Below are 22,228 nucleotides of genomic sequence, written 5' to 3' on the forward strand. Positions count from 1 at the left end.
GTGCCCGGTCAGTAGGCTCACCGCACGGGCGAGCCCGCACGAACGCCCGAACCAACCCCGTCGACCAGCAGAGAGCGCATGAGCACCGTCACCCCGACCCTCGTCCGGACCGACCGCGAGACGTCCGTCCAGCGACGGGCCTCCGGTGCCGCCGACGCCCTGTTCACCGAACGCGGCGTAACCCCGGTCACCCTCGACGACGTCGCGGAGCGGGCGGGGCTGACCCGTGCGGAGCTCACCGCGGCCTACCCGACGAAGCGTGCGCTCGTCGTCGCGGTGCTGCAGCGGTGGCACGGAGCCTGGCGCCGCGCTCTCGACGGGATCGCGGCGGCCTCCGACGACCCGCGGGACGAGGTCCTCGGGGTGTTCGGCTACCTGGAGCAGTGCTTCGCCGACGAGGGCTGGCGCGGCTGCGCGTTCATCAACGGCCACGCCGAGCTCGAGGCGCACCTCACGATGCTCTGCTCTCGCGCCGGGGTGCCCGCCCACGTGGCTCAGGCCCTGTCGCTCCTCGTCGAGGGCGCCCGCGTCGAGTCGGCGGTGCAGCGCGCTGCTGTCGGTCTACGAGGGCGACCCGACCGACTGACCGCAGCCCGGCGCGGGGACCGGACCCAGCGCGGGGACCGGACCCAGCGCGGGGACCGGACCCAGTGCGGGGTACAGGATCAGCACGGGGTACAGGATCGGGGTACGCCAGTCTGGGTCCGGCCGTTCCGCCCCGGTAGGAACGAAGGATGACAGCGACCGCGTTCTGCCTCCACGCCCTCGGGTCGAGTTCGGAGGAGTTCGCGCTGCGGCCGCAGCCCCGCGAGCGCAGGGACCACCGTCGAGGAGATGGCCGTTGCGGTCGAGCGGGCCATCGGCGCGAGCGGCGCCACCGAGTGGGCGCTGGTGGGGCACTCGATGGGCGGGAAGGTCGCGACGGTGGTCGCGGACCGCACGCTCTCCGGCGCGAACGGCCTGTTCGGGCTGCGCGCCGTCGTGCTCCTCGCGGCCTCGCCCCTCGCTCCCGAGCCGATGGCCGAGGAACGTCGGGAGTCGATGCTCGCTTGGGCCGAGCACGGACGCATCCGACCGCTGCCGCCGGACCGGCACGAGATGGCCGTGCACGACGCCGAGCGCACCGACCCGCGGGCCTGGCGCGACTGGCTGCTCCGCGGCAGCCGTGAGGACTGGTCGGCCGACGCCGAGCCCAACCCCGCGCCGGCGCTCGTCCTGGCCGGTGCCGAGGACGGCGACCTGGACGCCGACGCCCAGCGACGCCTGACGATGCCGCACTGGCCCGCCGCCGAGCTGCACGTCGTCGACGGCGCCGCCCACCTGCTGCCGTGGGAGCGCCCGGTCGAGGTGGCCGCCGTCGTCCGCGAGTTCTGGTCGCGCCGGGTCGCGCCGTCCCCGGTCGTCCCCGCCGACACCGCCCGGGTGCTCGCGTCGCCGCGGGTGAGCGCCCGAACACGCGGGGTCCTGGCCGTCCGCGCACTGCCGGACGACCCCGCGACGGAACCCCGCGCCCTGACCGCCCGGCAGCTCGACACGCTCCGCGCGGTCGCCCGCGTCGTCGTCCCGCAGCCGGGTCCGCAGCAGGTCGACCTCGCGTTGCGCCTGGACGCCCAGCTCGCCGCGGGTCAGGGGGACGGGTGGCGCGCCGACGGCATGCTGACGGACGCCGACGCCTACCGGGCCGCCCTCGACGTGCTCGCGCCGATCGCCGACTCCGGTGACCTGCCCGCGGCGCTCGAGGACGCCGCGGCCGGACGACTGCGCTCCGACGGTCCGCTCGACGCCGGGCAGCTCCGGACGTGGTTCGAGGACGCCGGGGTGGACCTGGTCAAGCAGTGGCTCGCCCACCCCGCGACCATGTCCGACATCGACTACGACGGCTTCGCCAACGGTGGCGACGGCGTCCGCAAGCAGGGCTTCCAGTTGCTCGGAGCCGGGCAACGGGAAGCATGGGAACCGGAGGGAACAGCACGATGAGACTCGACGCACAGCGCCGGTACCCGGACGACGAGGTCGTGGACGTGGTCGTGGTCGGCGGTCGCCTTCGAGGCCGGCCGCAACACCGAGCCCGAGGACCACCTGCCCGACGAGGTCGAGGCCCCGGCGGACATCAACTGGATGGACGAGCGGATCAGCGGCGGGTCCGCACCGACCGCGTTCGGTCCGAACAACAGCGGCACCGGCGTCGGCGGGTCGACCCTGCACTGGGGTGCCTTCACGCCCCGGCCGAGCGTCCACGACCTGCGCCTGCGCACCGAGAGCGGGCAGGGCGAGGACTGGCCGGTCGACCACGCCGAGCTCACCGCCTACATCGAGCGCGTCGAGCACGAGGTCGGCGTCGCGGGTCCCGCGCACTACCCGTGGGACCCGGAGCGCCGCTACCTGATGGGTCCGCCGCCGCGGAACGCCTCGTCGGACATGATGGTCCGCGGCGCCGAGGCGCTCGGCATCACCGCGACCGACGCCCCCGTCGCACTCACGACCGAGGACCGCGTCCAGGAGCACCACGGCCTCCGCCAGGCCTGCGTGTCGTGCGGCTCGTGTCACCAGGGCTGCCGGAACGGGTCGAAGGTGTCGATGGACACGACGTACCTGCCCGCGGCCGTGGCGTTCGGGGCCGAGATCCGCCCCGAGTCGTTCGTGCACGGCATCGAGCTCGACGCCGAGGGGCGGGTCTGCGCGGTGCTGTACACCCGCGACGGGCAGGAGTGCCGGCAGCGGTGCCGTTCCCTGGTGCTCGCTGCGGGCGGCGTGGAGACCCCGCGGCTCCTGCTCCACACCGGGCTCGCGAACAGCAGTGGCCAGGTCGGGCGGAACTTCACCGCGCACGGCGCGACGCAGGTCTGGGCGACCTTCGACGAGTCGATGCGCTCGTACCGCGGCTACCCGTCGTCGATCATCACCGAGGACTTCGTCCGACCCGCCGACGCGGACTTCGCCGGCGGCTACCTCATCCAGTCCCTCGGCGTGCAGCCGCTCACGTTCGCCACCACGCTCGTGCGTGGCGGCGGGCTGCGCGGCGCCGAGCTCGTCCGGGCGATGCGGGACTACCCGAGGACGGCCGGCGTCGGCATCAACGCGGAGTGCCTGCCGTACGACGACAACCGGCTCGTGCTGTCCGACGAGCTCGACGAGCACGGGGTCCCGCGGGCGCGCGTGACCTTCTCGCCCGGTGCGAACGAGGACGCCATCCGGGCGCACGCCGTCCGGACGATGACCGCGATCGTCGAGGCGGCCGGCGGCACCGACGTCCGGGTGCTCGAGCGCACCGCGCACACGATCGGCACCGCGCGGATGGGCCTCGACGCCGGGAGCTCGGTCGTCGACCCGGCCGGGCGTTCGTGGGACGTGCCGAACCTGTGGGTCTGCGACAACTCGGTGTTCCCGAGCGCGGTCATCGCGAACCCGGCGCTGACCATCATGGCGCTCTCGCTCCGCACGGCCGACCGCTTCCTGCGCGACGACCCGGCCGCCGACCGCGCCCGGAGCGCCGCCACCGCGGCCTGACCCCGCCCACCCGTCCGAGACGGAGGACCGGCGGCCTCAGCCCCGCAGCGCCAGCGCCTCGCTCCGCCAGCGGGCGTGCAGGACCCACGGGTCCGGCACGCCCGCCGCGACGACGTCGACGTGGTCGAGGAGCGCCGGCGTGGTCCGGAACCACTCGGTCCCGGCGAAGCGGTCCGCCGCGAACGCCGCGTGCCGCCGCCGCTCGAGCGTCCGGTCGCCGCGCTCGAACGCGAGCAGCTCCTGGTGCGGCACCGCCGCGAGCCGCTGCCGCGGGTTCGCCGTCGTGCCGATCTTGATCCGGTCGCCGAAGTCGTCGCGCTGCCGCAGGTAGTAGACGACGTCCACGCGCGGCGGTGCGAGGTCGCCGTCGGGCACCTCGCCCCAGCGCCACTCGCACACGGCGCACAGCATCCCCGACGCGTACCGCACGCCGAGCCGCGACCCGCACGCCGGGCACGGCCCCGGCAGCACGTCCTCCACACCGGACACCAGACCGGACGCGGCTCCGGACGCAGCGCCGGCCTCGACGGCTTCGGCCGCCAGCCCGAGGTGCTCCGGACAGAGCGGCAGCACGCCCTGCGTGCCGGGTGCCGTGGGGCGACCGCACCCGGTGACGCAGCAGCGGGCCGCAGACGAGGTGCTCACCCGCCGGACGCTACCGGCAGCCACCGACCCCGCCGGCGGCCACCGGGTCGCCCGCGCCTGCGGTCAGTCGAAGATCACCCCGACCGGCTCGCGCTTCTCCTCCTGGAACCGGTCCTCCGCCCGCCCGAGCGCCCAGTACGCCGACAGCGACAGGTCCGCCTTCTCGAGTCCCCACTCGTCCTGCAGCAGTCGACGGATCGCCTTGACCGCGGTCCGCTCACCGTGCGCGAACACCTGGACCGGCCGGGAGGCACGGGGCAGCTCCCGGGTCGCCGCGAGCAGGAGCGTGCCCGGCTCGGCGCCGGTGGCGTCGCGGTGCAGCCACCGCAGGTCGAGCCCGGCCGGGTGGGCGAGCGGCTGCTCGTCAGCGGGCCCGGCCACCTCGACCAGGGCGACGCCCGTGGCGGCGGCGGGCAGCGCCTCCAGGGCGGAGCCGATCGCCGGGAGCGCGCTGTCGTCGCCGAGCAGCACGTGCGTGACGGCGGGGTCCGTGGACGGCGCGTAGCCGCCGCCGGGGCCGGAGAGCGCGAGTAGGTCGCCCGGCCGCGCCGTGGCGGCCCAGGGGCCGGCGCGCCCCTCGTCGCCGTGCACCACGAAGTCGACCGCGATGGTGCCGGCGTCGTGGTCGACCGCCCGCACGGTGTAGGTGCGGCGCGCGGGCAGCTCGTGCTTCGGCAGCGTCGCCCGGAGTGCGTCGAGGTCGTACGGCGGCCGCAGGTCGGAGCCGGGTGCGGGGAGCAGCAGCTTCACATAGCGGTCCGTCGACGCGAGCCGCTCCGGGTCGGCGGCGGCGACGAAGTCCGCGAACGCCGGACCGCCGAGGTGCACACGGACCATGTGCGGCGTGAGCCGCTCGGTGCGCTCGACCACGAAGACGTGCTGCGGGCGCTGGGGCTTGGAGCTCATCGGGGGACTTCCTGTCAGTCGACTGCTTGACGTTCCGAGCACTGAGGTTAGCCTTACCTCATGGGTGCGACCGTGACGACGTTCTCCGAGCTGCTGCGGCGGCGGGCGGGTCGCTCGGACGCGGCCGCATCCGGGGCGGCTGCGTCCGGCGCACAGGGCCTGTTCGCGGGGGAGTGCGACGTCGCGGACTACGCCGACCTGCTCGGCCAGTACGCCCACGTCTACGCCGCCCTCGAACGGGCCGCCGAGCGAATGGTCGACCACCCCGTCGCGGCGCCCTTCGTCACGAACCAGCTCACCCGGCTGCCCGCGATCACCGCGGACCTGGAGTACCTCGTCGGTCCGGACTGGTCGGAGCTGTGCTGCCCGACCGCCGCGACGACCGCGTACGTCCGGCGGCTCAACGAGGTCGCCGCGACCTCGCCGGGCGGGTTCGTGGCGCACCACTACACGCGCTACCTCGGCGACCTCAGCGGGGGTCCGACCCTCGCCGCGCTGCTCGAGGAGCGGTTCGGCTTCGACACGAACGGCGTCCTGTTCACGATCTTCGACCAGGTCGCCGACCCGGCCGCGTTCCAGGAGACCTACCGCGCCGAGCTCGACGCCGCACCGTGGACGGTCGCCGAGCGCGACGCCGTCCTGGCCGAGGTCGAGATGGCCGCCGCACTCGACCGCGCCGTGCTGCGGTCGATCGGCCACGGCCTGCCCGCGGCGACCGCCTGAGCCCGACGCGGGGACCGTCCGGACGGTCGTCGTCACGGTCGTGTCCGCGCCGGTACGCTGCTGGGGACCCGGGCCGCGTTCCCGGCGGACGTGAGAGGAACCCATGACGGCGATCGACGGATCGACGCGCCACGGGCGCGCACGGGACGACGTCAGCGGAGCGGTCGACAGCGACCTGCGCGCGGACGTCCGGTACCTCGGCAACCTGCTCGGGCGGGTGCTGCGGGAGACCGGTGGAGACGGACTCCTGCACGACGTGGAGGACCTGCGTGCCGCCGTGATCGGCGCGTACGAGGGGTCCGACACCGACGGTGCCGCCCGGGCCGAACGGATCGTCGCGGGGATGTCGGCGGAGCGTGCCGAGGCCGTGGCCCAGGCCTTCACGACGTACTTCCACCTGACGAACCTCGCCGAGGAGCACCACCGCGTGCGCGTGCTGCGTGCCCGGGGCGACGACGGCGGTGTCGCTGGTGACTCGTTCCCCGCCACCTACGCGTCCCTCGTCGAGCAGGTCGGCGCGGACGAGGCAGCCGCGCGGCTCCGTGACCTCCGGTTCCACCCGGTGCTCACCGCCCACCCCACCGAGGCCCGCCGCCGTGCCGTCACCACGGCCGTCCGGCGCATCACCGACCTGATCGACGAGCGCGACGCGGCCCGCAACGCCACCGCCCGCGCCGAGAACGAGCGCCGGCTGCTCGAGGAGATCACGACGCTCCTCCGCACCTCGCCGCTCCGCACGACCCGGCCGACCCCGCTCGACGAGGTCCGCACGGCGATGAGCGTGTTCGACCAGACGCTGTTCGAGATCGTGCCGCAGGTCTACCGACTGCTCGACGACCGGCTGCTCGGCGAGGACGCCGGCAGCGTGCCCGTCACGGCACCGGCGTTCGTGCGGTTCGGCACCTGGATCGGCGGCGACCGCGACGGCAACCCGCACGTCACCGCCGAGGTCACCAGGCAGGCCGCGGACATCGCCGCCGAGCACATCCTGCTCGGGCTCGCCCGCGCCGCCACCCGCATCGGTGCCGCCCTGACGCTCGACGCCGCCGAGACCCCGGCGGACGCCGGGCTCCAGGCCCTCGTCGCCGCGCAGGAGTCGCTCGACCCCGCCGTCGCCGAGCGCATCGGGGTGCGCGCCCCGAACGAGACCCACCGTCGAGCGCTGCTCTTCGTCGCCGCCCGCATCCGCGCCACGCGCCGTGGGCAGGACGGCATGGCCTACGCCGGACCCGAGGAACTGCTCGCGGACCTGCGCGTCATCCAGGCCTCGCTCGTCGCCGCCGGTGCCGCCCGCACCGCGAACGGCGAACTGCAGAACCTCGTCTGGCAGGTCGAGACCTTCGGGTTCCACCTCGCCGAGCTCGAGGTCCGCCAGCACTCGCAGGTGCACCGCACGGCCCTCGCCGAGATCCGCGCCGGCGGCGAGCTGAGCGGTCCTCGCGGTCTTCCGCACGATCGCCGACCGCTACATCGTCTCGTTCACGCAGTCCGCCCAGGACCTGGCGAACGTCCACGAGCTCGCGGTCGCGGCCCTCGGATCGGTCGAGGCAGCACCCGTGCTCGACGTCATCCCGCTCTTCGAGACGTTCGCCGACCTGCACGCGAGCGTCGACATCCTCGACGAGGCCGTGCACACCGAGGCGTTCGAGCGCCGGCTCGCCGCGACGGGCAGGAAGCTCGAGGTCATGCTCGGCTACTCCGACTCGTCGAAGGACGTCGGCCCGGTCTCGGCGAACCTCGCGCTGTACGACGCGCAGGCCCGCATCGCCGACTGGGCACGCGACCACGACGTCGAGCTGACGCTGTTCCACGGCCGCGGTGGCTCGCTCGGCCGTGGCGGCGGACCGGCGAACGAAGCCGTCCTCGCCCAGCCGCCGGGGTCGATCGACGGTCGACTCAAGCTCACCGAGCAGGGCGAGGTCATCTTCGCCCAGTACGGCGACCAGGACATCGCCGCGCGGCACCTCGAGCAGATGGCCTCGGCCACGCTGTTCGCGTCGTCGCCCTCGAACGAGGACCGCACCGCCGCCGCGGCGACCCGGTTCGCCGACCTCGCGCAGCAGCTCGACGACGTGTCGCGGACCGCGTTCCACGACCTCGTCAAGGCCGACGGCTTCGCGCCCTGGTTCGCCCGGGTCACCCCGATGGAGGAGATCGGCCTCCTGCCCCTCGGCTCCCGCCCGGCCCGCCGTGGCCTGAGCGTCGAGTCGCTCGAGGACCTCCGCGCCATCCCGTGGGTGTTCTCGTGGACGCAGGCCCGGATCAACCTCGCCGGTTGGTACGGCCTCGGCTCCGCGCTCGAAGCGGTCGGCGACGTCGAGCTGCTCCGGACGGCGTACGCCGAGTGGCCGCTGTTCGGCGCGATGATCAAGAACGTCGAGATGTCGCTCGCGAAGACCGACGAGCAGATCGCCCGACGGTACCTCGAGCTCGCCGACCGTGACGACCTCGCCGCGAAGGTCCTCGACGAGATGCTCCGCACCCGCGACTGGGTGCTCCGGGTCTCGGGCGGGAGCGACGTCCTCGAGGACCGGCCCGTGCTCGCCCGCGCCGTCCGCCTGCGCAGCCCGTACGTCGACGCCCTGTCGCACCTGCAGCTCCGCGCGCTGCGGGCGATCCGCACCTCCGGCAGCACCGACCCGACGGCCTGCAGAACACCGGGTGACCCCGCGGGTCGCGATCGCGACCCCCTGACGGACGGGAGGCACGTGGCGGACCCGCCACGTGCCTCCCGTCCGTCGTGGGGTCACCACCCACCCGCCGCGGTCGCACTGTCGAATCGATCCGGGGCGCGTAGCGTTGCGCGGGTGACGACGGAGCGCAGGGGGACCCGACCGACCACCGGAGCGGTGCTGCCGCCGATCGTGCCGCTCGCGCTGATCGTCGGCGTCTCACCGTTCGCGACGGACATGTACATCCCGGCGCTCCCCGCGATCGCCCGCGAGCTCGGGACGACGCCCGGTGTCGTGCAGCTCTCGCTCACCGCGTTCCTCGTCGCGTTCGCGGTGGGGCAGCTCCTGGCCGGACCGGTCAGTGACGGGATCGGACGGCGACCGCTCCTGCTCGTCGGGACGACGGCGTTCGCCCTGGCGTCGGTCGGCTGCGCGGTCGCGCCGGACGTCGGCACGCTCGTCGCTGCCCGGGTCCTGCAGGGCCTCGCCGGGGCCGCGGCGGCGGTGGCCGGACGCGCGATGGTGTCGGACACCACCACCGGGGCCCGCACGGCGAAGGTGTTCGGGACCCTCGCGGCGATCAACGCCCTCGGACCGGTCGTCGCGCCGCTGGCCGGGGGAGCCGTGCTCACCGTCGGGTCGCGCGGCGGCCGTCGTGCTGCGCTTCGGCGAGACGCTGCCCCCGGCGTCCCGCGGGGGCACCGGCTTCCGCGACAACGGCCGGCGGATCCGGGACCTGCTCGCGATCGGGCGGTTCCGCGCGTACGTCCTGACCGGGGTGCTCTCGACGATCGGGTTCTTCGCCTACATCGCGACGAGCTCGTTCGTCTTCCAGCGGCAGTACGGCTTCTCCGAGCAGCTGTACACCCTCGTGTTCGCGACCAACGCCACGATGATGGTCGTCACGACGCTCGTGTTCCGCCGGGTCGTCGGCCGTGTCTCCGAGGACACCCTGCTGACCGTCGGGCTGCTCGTCGGCACCGTCGGCAGCACGGTCGTGCTCGTCGCGGCGCTCACCGGTGCCGGGCCGGTGCCGGTGTGGTGCGGGCTCGCGGTCGTGACCGGCGCCTGGGGCTTCGTCCTGCCCGCGGCGATGACGCGGACGCAGCACGTCGGTGCGGCGCACCCCGGGACGGCCGCGGCGCTGCAGGGCGGCCTGACGTTCGGTCTCGGCGGGCTCGGGACCCCGCTGGCCGGCGTGCTCGGCGCGTCGTCCAGGTCGTCGCCACCCGGCGAGGCCGGAACACCTGACGGACGGTACCCGGTAGGTTGCAAGCTGCACCCGCAGTGATCAGGAGGGACACCTGCATGGACATCGTCGTACACGAGGCAACGGCGGACACCGCCGTGCTCGAATGCAGCGGCCGGCTCAACATGGTGAGCGCCGGTGCGTTCCGTGAGACGGTGGCCAAGGTGGTCGAGGGCGGGCGTTCGCGTCTGGTCGTCGAGCTGTCCGGCGTCGAGTTCATGGACTCGTCCGGCCTCGGCGCCCTGGTCGGCTGCCTGAAGACCGCGCGGCAGGCCGGGGGTGACCTGCGGCTGGCGGCTCCGTCGGAACAGGTCCAGATGGTGCTGAAGCTCTCGAACATCGACAAGATCCTGCGGACGTACCCGGACGGGGACGCCGCGGTGACGAACTGGGCATGACCCTGGCCATGCGCGGGCACGTCCTCGACCTCGCGTGTCCGCCGGACGACGTCACGGCGGTGCACACCTTCCTCGCCGACGTCTGGGCGAGCGAACCCGACGTGTCGGCGGAGGACCGCATGGCGCTCGAGCTCGCGCTCGTGGAGCTCGCCTCGAACGTCGTCCCTCCGAGGTCCGTGTCCACCTGACCGACGACGGGGTCCCCGTGCCGGTCGACCCGGCGAAGGCGCACCTGCCCGAGGGGCTCGCCGAGAGCGGCCGCGGGCTCGCGCTCGTCCAGATGGTCGTCGAGGACCTGCGCTACGAGCGGGTCGGCGACGAGAACCGGTGGACCGCGCGGCGCGACCGGCACTGACGACGGGGTCCTGACTGTCGGATCCCGGACGGCCCCGACCCTCGACCGACTGTCCGGACGGCACCCGGTCATCCGGTTTGCGCACCGGCGGAGCCGCCATGCGCACCCGTCGCCGCCACGCGGGCCGTCGGACGGTGCCGGTGGGACGGTGGATGCGATGAGCATCGACACCCCGATCGACCCGCGCACCCGGTTCGAGACCGCCGGCACCGATCTCGGTGCCGCACTCGACATGTTCGGGCAGGCGTACGAGGGGGCCGGTTTCGTCGGCGGGCACACCGACCGGCCGTTCTCGTACCGCTTCCGGGTCGTGGGCGACGACGTCATGTCCTTCCGCTCGACGGTGTTCGACGCCCGTGCGGCGGGGCAGGCATCGTCCGGGGACGAGTACGTGGTCGTCTGGACGTCGGAGGGTGGGGGCGTCATCGGCTCCGGCCAGGACGAGGTCCGCTACGGCCCCGGGACGCCCGTGGTGTTCCCGACGGACGGCCCCTTCGCCTTCGACCTGCAGGACGTCCGGCAGAGCCTGGTGCACTTCGACAAGCGGTTCCTCGAGGGCGTCGCCTCCGAGGTCCACGGCGGTTCTGCCGGACCGCTCGTCTTCGACCAGGCAGCGCGTCCGCGGCGGGAGGACCTGCAGACCTGGAACGCGCAGGTGCAGCGCGCCGCATCGACGATCCTCGGCAGCGGCCCGGTGTCGCCGATCGCGATGGCCGAGACCGCCCGCGCGACCGCACTCGCCATGCTGCACACGTTCCCGCACCGGCAGCTGGCGTGTCCGGACGGCGATCGAGTACATGCACGCGTTCGCCCACACCCCGATCTCGACCACGGACGTCGCCGAGCACGGGTCGGCACGGCGCCGAACGCGATGCTCCGCGGCGTCCGGATGGACCGCGTCCGCGAGGAACTGCTGCGCGGGGCCCCGGGGCAGCTGACGGTCGCCGAGGTCGCCGTGCGCTGGGGCTTCGCGCACCTCGGTCGGTTCTCCGCCGCGTACCACCAGCGCTTCGGTGAGTACCCGCGCGACACACTCCAGCGCTGAGACCCAGGGTCTCGCTACGCTGCCCGGGTGAACGCAGCACCACGGCCGTCGGCCCGGAGCGAGGGCAGCCCGCAGCGGCACCCGTGGGTGATCGTCCCGGGCATCTGGGACTCGGGCCCCGAACACTGGCAGTCGCGATGGCAGGCCGAGCCCGGGGTCGAGGCGGTCCGCACGGCGCCGACGTCGTGGTCGGACCCGGACCCGGCCGACTGGTCGCAGGCACTGTCGCGCGCCGTGGCGTCCACGAGTCGGCCGCCGGTCCTCGTCGCCCACAGCCTCGGCGTGCTCGCGGTCGCCGACTGGCTCGTGACGCACGGCGACCGCGTGGCCGGGGCCTTCCTCGTGGCGCCGCCGGACCCCGACGCACCGTCCTTCCCCGCGGCCGCCGCGGGCTTCCGTGCGCCGACCGCCCGGGTGTCGACGCCGACCGCGCTCGTCGTGAGCGACGACGACCCGTACTGCTCGCTGCACCGTGCGACGGGCTTCGGGGCGGCCATCGGTGCCGAGGTGCTGCGGGTGGGCGCCCGGCAGCACGTGAACGTCGTGAGCGGCGTCGATCGGTGGGACGAGGGCCGGCGGCTGCTGGCAGCGTTCGAGGAGCGCTGCTGAGCGCTCCGACACGCCGCTCACGTCCGGGCTGGCACACCACGTCCGCAGGCCCGTGAACCGCGACACACCGCGGATGTCCGCCGTTCACGGCCGCGTGATATCTATCCTTCGTCACATGGAGACGCAGCCCGGCGCACGCACCCCCCTCGTGGACCCCTTCGGTCGCGAGGTCGAGGAGTGGCTCCGGGACGCGCCGGCGACGCGCACGCCCTACCTCGCGGACCTCGTGGTGCCGCCGGTCACCGGGCCCGTGCAGCGTCCGGACATCGAGGTCGACACGGCTCCGGCGGACGCGGAGGCGACCCAGCCCGACCCGATCGACGAGGAGCCGGTCCACGAGGCGCCGGCCACCGTCGCCGCCGAGGCTGCCGTCGCACCCGAAGCCACCTCCTTCCGCCGCCGCGACCGTGCCCGCCACGTCGCCGCCTGCGCGCCGTCGTTCCCCGAGCCGCCGGAGCGTCTCGCCCTGCGCATCGAGGACCTGGCCGTCGAGCTCTCCGCAGCCACCGGACGCACCACGGTCGAGCGCATCGTGCTGCTCGAGGACGAGGTCCGCCGTCGTGACGAGGACCTCGCCCGCCTCGCCGCCTGGGAGGCCACCGTCGCCCACCTGGACGACGCCGAGGTCGAGGCCGCCCGCGCCTTCGCGCACACCGTCTTCGCCGACCTGCTCGCCGACGCCGCTGCCGAGGCAGACCGCCGTGACCGCGCCGCCGCCCGTCGCGCCGCGACCGCGCCCGTCCCGACGCCCCTCCGCGACGCCCCGGCCCGTCCGGACGCGCGAGCCGTCGTCGCGCCGACCGTGTCCGCGCACGTCTCGACCGGCCGGTCGGTCGCCGCGGCAGCCGAGCCCGTGCGCCCGGTGCTGTCGCTGCCCGTGGTCAGCCCGGTGTCCGCGAACACCCGCCCGACCCCGCTCGTCCAGCCCGCGACCGGTCCCACCGTGATCGACCGCGCCGCCTTCGCTGCCGCGCTCACGGCCCACGCCGGCATGACGGCGAGCACACCCGTCGTCCTGCCCGAGGCGGTCGCGCTGCCGGCCGCACCGGAAGCGTCCGACGCCACGGTCGACGAGCAGGCGTCCGACGCCCGCCCGGGCTGGTGGTCCCGGTTCGTCGCCCGGCTCCTCGGGCTGTTCGGCCGCCGATGACCCAGGCGCCCGTGCCTGCCCGGGTCCCGGCGCTCGGCCGCCAGCGCGCTCGGTAGACTGACGGGATGCCGACGCTCCGCGAACTCCAGGCCGTGATCGAGGACCTGTGGCCCGCCGCGGGAGCGGAGTCCTGGGACAGCGTCGGACTCGTCTCCGGCCGCGCCGACCAGACGATCGAGCACGTGCACCTCGCCGTCGACGCCGTGCCCGCGACCGCGCATGAGGCGGTCGAGGCCGGCGCCGACCTGCTCCTCACGCACCACCCCCTGCTCCTGCGCGGCGTGACGACCATCGACGAGTCGACCGTCAAGGGGAACGTCCTCGCGACCGTCGTCCGCGGCGGCACGGCCCTGCTCGCGGCACACACCAACGCCGACGTCGTGACGACCGGCACCTCGGCGGTGCTCGCCGACCGACTCGGACTGGTCGACCAGCGTCCGCTCGAACCCGGTGCCGACCCCGCGACGGGCCTCGGCCGCGTCGGGACCCTGCCCGTGCCGACGACCCTCGGTGCGCTCGCCCGCGCCCTCGTCGACCTGCTGCCGCCGACCGCCACCGGTGTCCGGGTCTCCGGCGACTTCGACCGGCCGGTGCGCACCGTCGCGCTCTGCGCCGGCGCGGGGGACTCACTGCTCGGCAACCCGGCAGTCCGGACCGCCGACGTCTACGTCACGAGCGACCTCCGGCACCACCCCGCGTCCGAGTTCCGCGAACAGGCACTGCTCGGCGACGGTCCGGCCCTGGTCGACACCTCGCACTGGGCCACCGAGTGGCTCTGGCTCGACGTCGCCGCCGAGCAGCTCCGGCGCGCCGCCGGGGTCCGCGTCACCGTCAGCGAGCTCCGCACCGACCCGTGGGACTTCGCCGTCCTGCCCGCGGCCGACCCGGTCGCCCCCACCACCCCACCTCCAGCGCCTGGACAACGACGTCACGCGCCTGACGCACCGCATCACCGCCCTGCAGAAGGGTGACCGGCTGACCGAGCTCGGCACCACCGCCGCCGGACTCCGCGCCGAGCTCGCCGCCGCGACCGGCCGGGTCGAGGACGCCGAGCGCGACCTCGCCCGGCTCGAGTCGGACACCGCGACCGCGCAGGCCCGGATCACGCGCGACACCACCATGCTGCAGAACGTCTCGAACGCGAAGGACGCCGCCGGTCTGCAGAGCGAGATGGGCTCGAGGTGATGGAGCAGCTCGACGTGCACCGCGCCCGGGTCGGCGACATCGAGGCACAGCTCGCCGACGTCGAGGCCTCGCGCGCCACCCTTGTCGCCGAGCGCGACACCGAGATCGCCCGCGTCGAGGCCGACCGCGACGCCGCGGTGCAGAGCCGTGCCGCGGTCGCTGCGAAGGTCCCCGCCGACCTGCTCGCCCTGTACGACCGGCAGCGGGCACGCTACGGCTTCGGCGCCTCCCTGCTGCAGGGCGGCGTGTCCACGGCGTCCGGCGTGACGCTCACCAACTCGGACCTGCAGACCATCCGTCAGGCCGCGCCCGACGACGTCGTGCTCTGCCCGGACAGCGACGCGATCCTGGTGCGGACCGCCGAGTCCGGCCTGTAGCCAGCGCGACCACGCGACGGACGGGAGGCACGGTGCCAGCTGGCACCGTGCCTCCCGTCCGTCATGTGCGCGCATGCGCACGTCCTGTGTGGTCTGTGTGCGAACGGGCCGGCCGTACGCCGGGTTCTGTCCTGCCGTCGGCCTCCAGCGGTCCACCCGAGGACTCAGCGAGCAGCCTCGTCGTCCTCTGTCTGACCTTGCTCCGGGCGAGGTTTACCGAGCGGATCCGGTCACCCGGACCCCTGGTGGTCTCTTACACCACCGTTTCACCCTTACCGACGTCGCCGCCGGCGGTCTGCTTTCTGTGGCACTGTCTCGCGGATTGCTCCGGGTGGGTGTTACCCACCGCCCTGCTCTGTGGAGCCCGGACGTTCCTCGGCACTGTCTACCGGCCGTGCGCGCCGGTGCCTGCACCGGGTCGCCGAGCGTGCCACTTCTGTCGCGCTCGACGCCCGTCCCCGACCGGTACCGCCCGTTCGGCGCACCGCGCGCGGCGTGTCCTGCGCGTTCGGCGCGCGACCCGCGTCCGCGCCCGCGCTCAGCGCTGCTGCGACCGTGCGGCCAGGGTCGCGGCGCCGATGATGCCCGCGTTGTTGCGCAGGGTCGCGGGGATGATCCCGGCCTGCAGGTCGAGCAGGGGGAGGAACTCCTCGTGGTGCTTCGACACCCCGCCCCCGACGACGAAGAGCTCGGGGGAGAGCAGCGCCTCGAGCGTCGAGTAGTACTTCTGCAGCCGCTTCGCCCAGTGCTTCCAGCTCAGCTCGTCCCGCTCCTTCGCGGCGAACGAGGCCCGCGACTCGGCGTCGTGCCCGTCGATCTCCAGGTGCCCGAGCTCGGAGTTGACGATGAGCACCCCGTCGTTGATGAGCGCCGTGCCGATCCCGGTGCCGAGCGTCGTGACGACCACCAGGCCCTCCTTGCCCTTCGCGGCACCGAACTGCTGCTCGGCGAACCCGGCGGCGTCGGCGTCGTTGACGAAGTGGATGGAGCGGCCGAGCTCCTTCTCGAAGAGGGCCTCGGCCTCGAACCCGATCCACTTCTTCGACACGTTGGCGGCCGACATGGTCTTGCCGTCGCGGACGATCGCCGGGAAGCAGACCCCCACCGGCACGTCCGCACCGGGGGCGAGCTCGTCGAGGATGGACTTGGCCACGGCGACGATGTCGTGGGGCTTGCCGCCCTCAGGGGTCGCCTTCTTGATCCGGTCGGTCTGGAGATCACCGGTCGTCACGTCGACGATCGCGCCCTTGATGCCCGTACCGCCGATGTCGACGCCGACTGCGAGAGAGGTCATGGGGATGGTGCCTTTCAGGAGACGGTGAGGAGTTCCGCGCCGCGCTCGGTGACGACGAGGGTGTGTTCGAACTGTGCGGTCCAGGACTTGTCGCGCGTCGAGACGGTCCAGTCGTCCGACCAGATGTCCGCCTCGATCCCGCCGAGCGTGAGCATCGGTTCGATCGTGAAGACCATGCCCGGCTCGATGACCGTGTCGTAGTGGGGCGCGTCGTAGTGCGGGATGATCAGGCCGGAGTGGAACGCGCGTCCGACCCCGTGGCCCGTGTAGTCGCGGACGACCCCGTAGCCGAAGCGCTTCGCGTAGGCCTCGATGGCCCGCCCGATCACGTTCACCCGGCGGCCGGGGGCGACGGCCTTGATGCCGCGTTCGAGCGCGGTCCGCGTGCGGTCGACGAGGTCACGGACCTCCTGCGAGCCCTCGCCGACGATGAACGTGCGGTTCGTGTCGCCGTGCATGCCGTCCTTGTAGGCGGTGACGTCGATGTTGACGAGGTCGCCCTCCTGCAGCATGGTGTCGTCCGGGATGCCGTGGCAGATGACCTCGTTGAGGCTCGAGCAGAGCGACTTCGGGTACCCGCGGTACCCGAGCGTCGACGGGTACGCACCGTGCGAGACGACGTACTCGTGGCCGATCCGGTCGAGTTCGTCGGTGGTGATGCCGGGGCGGATCGCTGCACCGACGGCGTCGATCGCCTGCGAGGCGATCCGCCCGGCGACCCGGATGCGCTCGACCTCGTCCGGGGTGTACGTGTCGCCGAGGCCGTGCTCGTGCGGCTCGGCCCGTCCGACGTACTCGGGGCGCTCGATCTCCCGGGGCACCGCCCGCTGCGGGGAGATCCGGCCGGGGGTCAGGTGTCCGTGTGCGTCCCGGGGCATGCCGACCACTCTATCCGCGCGTGGCGCGCCCCCGTCGCGCCCGTCGCGCCCGTCGCGCCTGCCGCGCGACCGGGTGAGACTCGCGCTGGGGGACGGGACTCGCGCTCCAGGAGGCGAGTCCCGTCCGCCAGCGCGCGTCTCGGGACGCGCACCCGAGCGCGCGGGGCCGTCCCGACCGGCGTGGTCGGGAAGCGACCGCCTGGAGGCCCGGTGCCGGTCCGGCCGGCCGGCACCGGGCCTCCAGGTGGTCGCCATGGGTGCGGGGCGCGGCGGTGCCGCTCCGATCTGCCGGAGCGGCACCGACCTCACGGGCGCAGCGACACCTCACGTCGCGCAGACGGCGTGAGGTGTCGCTCAGCCCGAAACCCCCCAGGCCATGCGCAGCCGCGCCGCGCGGCCGCGCAGCCGCGCGCCGCCGCGCCCGGCCCACCCGGGCCGCGCGTGGGTACGGTGGCGCCATGAGCGACGAACGCATCGAGTCCCAGTGGTGGTTCAACGAGAAGACGCACGCGGTCGAGCAGGGCCCGCAGTCCCCGCAGCGCGACCGCATCGGCCCGTTCGAGACGCGCGAGGAGGCGCAACACGCCCTCGACCGCATCGAGGCGAACAACGAGCGTTGGGACGACGAAGACCAATAGGCTGAGCATCCCAACTGCTCCACGGAAAGGGCGTCAATGGACAAGCAGACGGACTTCGTGCTCCGCACCATCGAGGAGCGCGGCATCAAGTTCATCCGACTCTGGTTCACGGACGTCATCGGGACGCTGAAGTCGGTGGCGATCGCCCCGGCCGAGGTCGAGGGCGCCTTCGCCGAGGGCATCGGGTTCGACGGCTCCGCGATCGAGGGCCTGACCCGCTCGTACGAGGCCGACGTGCTCGCGCACCCGGACCCCTCGACGTTCCAGATCCTGCCGTGGCGAGGAGAGATCGACCCGACCGCGCGGATGTTCTGCGACATCACGACGCCCGACGGGCAGCCCGCCGTCGCCGACCCCCGCAACGTGCTCAAGCGCACGCTGGCGAAGGCGAGCGACCGCGGCTTCACGTTCTACACGCACCCCGAGATCGAGTTCTACCTGCTGAAGAGCCGTGACTGGAAGGACGGCGGCCCGCAGCCCGTCGACCGCGCCGGCTACTTCGACAACGTCCCCGGCGGCAGCGCGCACGACTTCCGCCGCCGGTCCGTCCGGATGCTCGAGGACCTCGGCATCTCGGTCGAGTTCAGCCACCACGAGGCCGGCCCCGGTCAGAACGAGATCGACCTCCGGTACGCCGACGCCCTGACGATGGCGGACAACATCATGACGTTCCGCACCGTCGTGAAGGAGGTGGCGATCGAGCAGGGCGTCTACGCGACGTTCATGCCGAAGCCGATCTCCGGGCAGCCCGGCTCCGGCATGCACACGCACGTGTCGCTGTTCGAGGGCGACCAGAACGCGTTCTACGAAGCGGGCGGCGAGTACCAGCTCTCGCAGACCGCGAAGCACTTCATCGCGGGCGTCCTCCGCCACGCGCCGGAGATCACCGCGGTCACGAACCAGTTCGTGAACTCGTACAAGCGCCTCTGGGGCGGCGACGAGGCCCCCTCGTTCGTCACCTGGGGCCACAACAACCGGTCGGCGCTGCTCCGCGTGCCGTCGACTCCGCCGCGAACCCGTACCTGGCGTACTCGCTGCTCCTCGCGGCCGGGCTCAAGGGCATCGACGAGGGCTACGAACTCCCGCCGGAGGCCGAGGACAACGTCTGGAGCCTGTCCGACGCCGAGCGCCGCGCCCTGGGCTACAAGCAGCTCCCGGCGAGCCTCGACCACGCCCTCGGCCTCATGGAGGACTCCGAGCTCGTGGCGGAGACGCTCGGCGAGCAGGTCTTCAACTACGTCCTGCTCAACAAGCGCCAGGAGTGGAAGGCGTACCGCGACCAGGTCACGCCCTTCGAGCTCGACACCAACCTCGGCGTCCCGTTCCGAGATGGCCCGGTTGGGCTTCGCGGAGCTGTCGGAGAGCCTGGAACGGATCGCCGGCCTGGAGGCACGGTTCGGCCCTGACGTGCGGGTGCCGGTCAGCGACGCCCCGGCCCTGTGGGAGTCGACGGCCGACCCGGACGGCGCGCTGCGCGCGCTCGAGCGGCTGCTCGAGCGTGCCCCGGACCAGGTCCGGCCGGTCCTGGCCGACGAGGCCGCGACCGAGCGCCTGGTCCGGCTCCTCGGTGCCTCGGTCGGCTTGGGGGAGTTCCTGCTCCGTCGTCCGGCCGAGACCGCGCTGCTGCTCGACCCGGTGACGGCGCCGTGGACGCAGGAGGCGTACGAGGCGTCCCTCGCCGAGGCCGTCGACGGCACGATCGGGGAGGACGCCCGACTCCGGCTGCGCGTCCGGTACCGCCGACACCTGGCCCAGATCGCGCTCTTCGACGTGCTGCACCCTGCTGGCCGGTGCCGCACTGCATACGGCGGTCGACGTCGCCCGGCGCGAGGTCCCGTTCCCCGCGGCCGACGTCGCCGCGACCCCGCTCGCCGTCATCGCGATGGGCAAGGCCGGTGCGCGCGAGCTCAACTACGTCAGCGACGTCGACGTCATCTTCGTCACCGAACCCACGCGCGACGACGACGCGGACACCGGCGTCGGGACAGACCGCGCGGTGCTCATCGCGACTCGGCTGGCGATCGCGGCGACGCACGCGATCACCGACCTCGCGGCCGAGCCGGCCCTGTGGGAGGTCGACGCCAACCTGCGCCCGGAGGGCAAGGACGGCGCGCTCGTCCGGACGCTCGACTCGCACGTGGCGTACTACGAGCGCTGGGCGAAGGGGTGGGAGTTCCAGGCGCTCCTCAAGGCCCGGCCGATCGCGGGCAGCCGGGACCTCGGTGCGCGGTACGCCGCCGCCGTCGCCCCGTTCGTCTGGAGCTCGGCCGGCCGACCGGGGTTCGTCGAGTCCGTGCAGCGGATGCGTGAGCGGGTCACCGAGCACATCCCGGACGCCGAGGTCGACCGGCAGCTGAAGCTCGGGCCCGGCGGCCTGCGCGACGTCGAGTTCACCGTGCAGCTGCTGCAGCTCGTGCACGGGCGGGACGACGAGAGCGTGCGGGTGCGCTCGACGCTCGAGGCGATGGACGCCCTGACGGCCTCCGGGTACGTCGGTCGTCCCGAGGCCGCGCGCTTCGGTATCCAGCTCCGGCGGCTCCAGCGCACGCACCTCATGCCGAGCGACGAGGAGGAGTTGCGTGTCCTCGCCCCGCGGCGTCAAGCTCGAGGTGCGCGGGCTGCACGAGCGGTTGTTCTACCGACCGCTGCTGTCCGCCGTGGCCGCGACCGACGGCGAGATCGTGCTGACGAGCGACCAGGCGGCCGACCGGCTCGGGGCGATCGGGTTCGCGGACCCCGCCGGCGCGCTCGGGCACATCCGCGCGCTCACCCAGGGCACGAGCCGGCGCGCCACGATCCAGCGCAACCTGCTCCCGGTGCTCCTCCGTTGGATGGCCGAGGGTCCGGCACCGGACCGGGCGCTGCTGGCCTTCCGCCGGCTCAGCGACACCCTGGGGGAGTCGAGCTGGTTCCTCCGGATGCTCCGGGACTCGTCCGGCGCCGCACACTCCCTGACGACCGTGCTGTCCGAGTCGGCGTTCCTGGCCGGGCTGCTCGAACGCTTCCCGGAGGCCGTGGCCTGGCTCGACGAACCCGAGGCGCTCCTGCGCCCGCGGCCGCTCGAGTCGCTGCTCGCCGAGGTCACCGCGACGACCGCCCGGCACGGGGACGACGTGGACGGTGCCGCGGCGCTCGTCCGCTCCGCCCGCCGCCGTGAGACCCTGCGCCTCGGCATGGCCGCCGTGCTCGGGCACCTCGACGTCGACGCCCTCGGACCCGCGCTGACCGACGTCACCGAGGCCACGCTCGCCGGCGCCCTGACCCTGGCGCGCCGGGACGCCCCCGACGGGCTCGAGTTCGGGATCATCGCGATGGGTCGCTTCGGCGGCCGGGAGCTCGGCTTCGGCTCGGACGCCGACGTGCTCTACGTCCACCGGGCACCCGAGTCGCTGCCGAGCGAGCAGGCATCGCGCGCGGCGCAGGCGATCGTGCGCGAGGTCGCGGAGGGCAAGAACGGGCCGGTCGTCCGGACGCTCGACTCGTACGGCGCCTACTACGCCCGCTGGTCGCTCACGTGGGAGGCCCAGGCGCTCCTCCGCGCCCGGGGATCCGTGGGGGACACGGCGCTCCTCCGCGACTTCGAGCACCTCGCGGACCGCACTCGCTACCCGCAGCGCATCGACGAGCGCGAGGTCCGCGAGGTCCGCCGCATCAAGGCCCGCGTGGAGTCGGAGCGGCTGCCCCGGGGCGCGGACCCGGCCCGCCACCTCAAGCTCGGACGCGGGTCGCTCAGTGACGTCGAGTGGTTCGTGCAGCTCCTCCAGCTGCAGCACGCGACCGACGTCCCGGGGCTCCGGACGACCTCGACGCTCGAGGCCCTGGCCGCCGCGACGGACGCCGGGTTCATCGGGCCGGAGGACGCCGAGCGCCTCGGGGCCGCCTGGCGCTTCGCGTCGCGGACCCGCAGCGCGCTGGTGCTCTGGTCGGGGAAGACGACCGACGTGCTGCCCGTCGACCGGGTGCAGCTCGAGGGCGTCGCGCGGCTCATGGAGTACCCGCCGGGTTCGGCGTCGCAGCTCGAGGACGACTACCTCGGGGTCACCCGGCGGGCCCGCCAGGTCTTCGAGCGCGAGTTCTACGGCGCCTGACACGGCGTCGCACCGACCGCGACACGCCCGGGCCGACACGTTTCGGCGCAAGGTGACGTGTCGTCGAAAGTGAATTCGCGATGTCGCGCGACGTCCCCCGTCGTTGCCCGCGGTGTACCCCGTCAGCTCCCGCAGGGGGGATCGTGACCGCACCGTGACCAGGGTCGTCCGGACCGTGTCGGGGAACGTTCCCGCGGATACCCCCGAACAGGGGTGACCACCTGCTGACCGGGGGTTCTTCGTCGAGGTGCACCGTGCCTCCCGGTCGTCTGGCGACCACGTCGTGACGTGCCGCCCGCGTGGACCGGTCCACCCTGTTGCTGTCAGCAGCAGTGCGGACACGGGTGCGACCTCAAGAGGAGGACATTCATGTACCCCGTAACCTGCCGGAAATGCCCCCGGACGGGGGACGCGTTGCGAGGACGTCCAGGTTCTGTCTCAATGAGGTCACCCGAACCGGCCCAAGGTTCCTCGATGGAGCGGAATCCCCACCTCGAACGTTGAAGCAG

17 protein-coding genes, 1 other RNA gene and 5 pseudogenes are annotated in these 22,228 nt (G+C 73.6%); 18 read left to right on the forward strand and 5 right to left on the reverse strand.

Translation table 11 applies throughout. From position 1 onward, the window contains the following. Positions 1-78: 78 nt before the first annotated feature. From HUN58_RS16395 to HUN58_RS16405, 3 genes and pseudogenes are all read left to right on the forward strand, one after another. A complete protein-coding gene (locus tag HUN58_RS16395; RefSeq protein WP_208745587.1) occupies positions 79-738 on the forward strand; it encodes a TetR/AcrR family transcriptional regulator in 660 nt (219 codons plus the stop codon). A gap of 69 nt (positions 739-807) precedes the next feature. Then, positions 808-1,977: pseudogene (locus HUN58_RS16400) on the forward strand (alpha/beta fold hydrolase); the annotation flags it as partial. Positions 1,978-2,118: 141 nt separating this feature from the next. After that, complete coding sequence (locus HUN58_RS16405; protein ID WP_208745589.1) at positions 2,119-3,507, forward strand: GMC family oxidoreductase; 1,389 nt, start codon at positions 2,119-2,121, stop codon at positions 3,505-3,507. A gap of 36 nt (positions 3,508-3,543) precedes the next feature. Here HUN58_RS16405 and HUN58_RS16410 read toward each other — a convergent pair whose 3' ends face one another. Both HUN58_RS16410 and HUN58_RS16415 read right to left on the reverse strand, forming a co-directional pair. Continuing rightward, positions 3,544-4,050, reverse strand: a complete 507-nt coding sequence (locus HUN58_RS16410) for a GIY-YIG nuclease family protein (protein ID WP_254631700.1) — start codon at positions 4,048-4,050, stop codon at positions 3,544-3,546. Between the two features lie 165 nt (positions 4,051-4,215). Further along, the gene (locus HUN58_RS16415) at positions 4,216-5,058 is read right to left on the reverse strand and encodes a siderophore-interacting protein (RefSeq protein WP_180225199.1); all 843 of its coding nucleotides are present in this window, start codon (positions 5,056-5,058) and stop codon (positions 4,216-4,218) included. 60 nt (positions 5,059-5,118) lie between these two features. Between HUN58_RS16415 and HUN58_RS16420 the strand changes: the two genes are divergently transcribed. The 12 genes and pseudogenes from HUN58_RS16420 (at position 5,119) to HUN58_RS16465 (ending at position 14,821) form a co-directional block, all read left to right on the forward strand. Then, the gene (locus HUN58_RS16420; RefSeq protein WP_180225200.1) at positions 5,119-5,781 is read left to right on the forward strand and encodes a heme oxygenase (biliverdin-producing); all 663 of its coding nucleotides are present in this window, start codon (positions 5,119-5,121) and stop codon (positions 5,779-5,781) included. A gap of 103 nt (positions 5,782-5,884) precedes the next feature. Further along, positions 5,885-8,408 (forward strand): annotated as a pseudogene (locus tag HUN58_RS16425) (phosphoenolpyruvate carboxylase); the annotation flags it as partial. 282 nt (positions 8,409-8,690) lie between these two features. Continuing rightward, positions 8,691-9,032 (forward strand): annotated as a pseudogene (locus HUN58_RS20630) (MFS transporter); the annotation flags it as partial. Positions 9,033-9,108: 76 nt separating this feature from the next. Beyond that, positions 9,109-9,744: an MFS transporter gene (locus HUN58_RS20635; protein WP_254631701.1), complete on the forward strand. Its 636-nt coding sequence runs from the start codon at positions 9,109-9,111 to the stop codon at positions 9,742-9,744. A gap of 17 nt (positions 9,745-9,761) precedes the next feature. Next, positions 9,762-10,100, forward strand: a complete 339-nt coding sequence (locus HUN58_RS16435; RefSeq protein WP_114850903.1) for an STAS domain-containing protein — start codon at positions 9,762-9,764, stop codon at positions 10,098-10,100. Beyond that, a complete protein-coding gene (locus HUN58_RS20640) occupies positions 10,097-10,288 on the forward strand; it encodes an ATP-binding protein (RefSeq protein ID WP_254631527.1) in 192 nt (63 codons plus the stop codon). The genes HUN58_RS16435 and HUN58_RS20640 overlap by 4 nt, the downstream gene beginning before the upstream one ends. Positions 10,289-10,305: 17 nt before the next feature. Then, positions 10,306-10,455, forward strand: a complete 150-nt coding sequence (locus HUN58_RS20645) for an ATP-binding protein (protein ID WP_254631528.1) — start codon at positions 10,306-10,308, stop codon at positions 10,453-10,455. A 157-nt stretch (positions 10,456-10,612) separates the two neighbouring features. Further along, entirely contained in the window at positions 10,613-11,500 is an 888-nt protein-coding gene (locus tag HUN58_RS16445; RefSeq protein ID WP_208745590.1) for a helix-turn-helix transcriptional regulator, read from the forward strand. Positions 11,501-11,527: 27 nt separating this feature from the next. Then, positions 11,528-12,109 carry an alpha/beta hydrolase gene (locus tag HUN58_RS16450; RefSeq protein WP_217488545.1) on the forward strand — a complete coding sequence of 194 codons (582 nt, stop codon included), beginning with the start codon at positions 11,528-11,530 and terminating at the stop codon, positions 12,107-12,109. A 115-nt stretch (positions 12,110-12,224) separates the two neighbouring features. Further along, positions 12,225-13,259, forward strand: a complete 1,035-nt coding sequence (locus HUN58_RS16455; protein WP_180225201.1) for a hypothetical protein — start codon at positions 12,225-12,227, stop codon at positions 13,257-13,259. 65 nt (positions 13,260-13,324) lie between these two features. Beyond that, on the forward strand, positions 13,325-14,230 hold the full coding sequence (locus HUN58_RS16460) for a Nif3-like dinuclear metal center hexameric protein (protein WP_208745591.1): 906 nt from the start codon (positions 13,325-13,327) through the stop codon (positions 14,228-14,230). Positions 14,231-14,443: 213 nt separating this feature from the next. Further along, positions 14,444-14,821 carry a zinc ribbon domain-containing protein gene (locus tag HUN58_RS16465; protein WP_208745592.1) on the forward strand — a complete coding sequence of 126 codons (378 nt, stop codon included), beginning with the start codon at positions 14,444-14,446 and terminating at the stop codon, positions 14,819-14,821. A gap of 99 nt (positions 14,822-14,920) precedes the next feature. Here HUN58_RS16465 and rnpB read toward each other — a convergent pair. The 3 genes from rnpB to map all read right to left on the reverse strand — a co-directional run bounded on the left by rnpB (position 14,921) and on the right by map (position 16,993). Then, positions 14,921-15,217: RNase P RNA component class A (rnpB, locus tag HUN58_RS16470), an RNA gene on the reverse strand. A 142-nt stretch (positions 15,218-15,359) separates the two neighbouring features. After that, positions 15,360-16,115 carry a polyphosphate--glucose phosphotransferase gene (gene ppgK / locus HUN58_RS16475; RefSeq protein WP_114850898.1) on the reverse strand — a complete coding sequence of 252 codons (756 nt, stop codon included), beginning with the start codon at positions 16,113-16,115 and terminating at the stop codon, positions 15,360-15,362. Between the two features lie 14 nt (positions 16,116-16,129). After that, a complete protein-coding gene (map, locus tag HUN58_RS16480) occupies positions 16,130-16,993 on the reverse strand; it encodes a type I methionyl aminopeptidase (protein ID WP_180225204.1) in 864 nt (287 codons plus the stop codon). 458 nt (positions 16,994-17,451) lie between these two features. Between map and HUN58_RS16485 the strand changes: the two genes are divergently transcribed. The 3 genes and pseudogenes from HUN58_RS16485 (at position 17,452) to HUN58_RS16495 (ending at position 21,719) form a co-directional block, all read left to right on the forward strand. Then, complete coding sequence (locus HUN58_RS16485) at positions 17,452-17,631, forward strand: SPOR domain-containing protein (protein ID WP_114850897.1); 180 nt, start codon at positions 17,452-17,454, stop codon at positions 17,629-17,631. A gap of 36 nt (positions 17,632-17,667) precedes the next feature. Beyond that, positions 17,668-18,944 (forward strand): annotated as a pseudogene (locus tag HUN58_RS16490) (glutamine synthetase family protein); the annotation flags it as partial. Positions 18,945-18,960: 16 nt separating this feature from the next. Continuing rightward, positions 18,961-21,719 (forward strand): annotated as a pseudogene (locus HUN58_RS16495) (bifunctional [glutamine synthetase] adenylyltransferase/[glutamine synthetase]-adenylyl-L-tyrosine phosphorylase). Positions 21,720-22,228 lie beyond the last annotated feature (509 nt).

It is taken from the genome of Curtobacterium sp. Csp1, assembly GCF_013347185.1.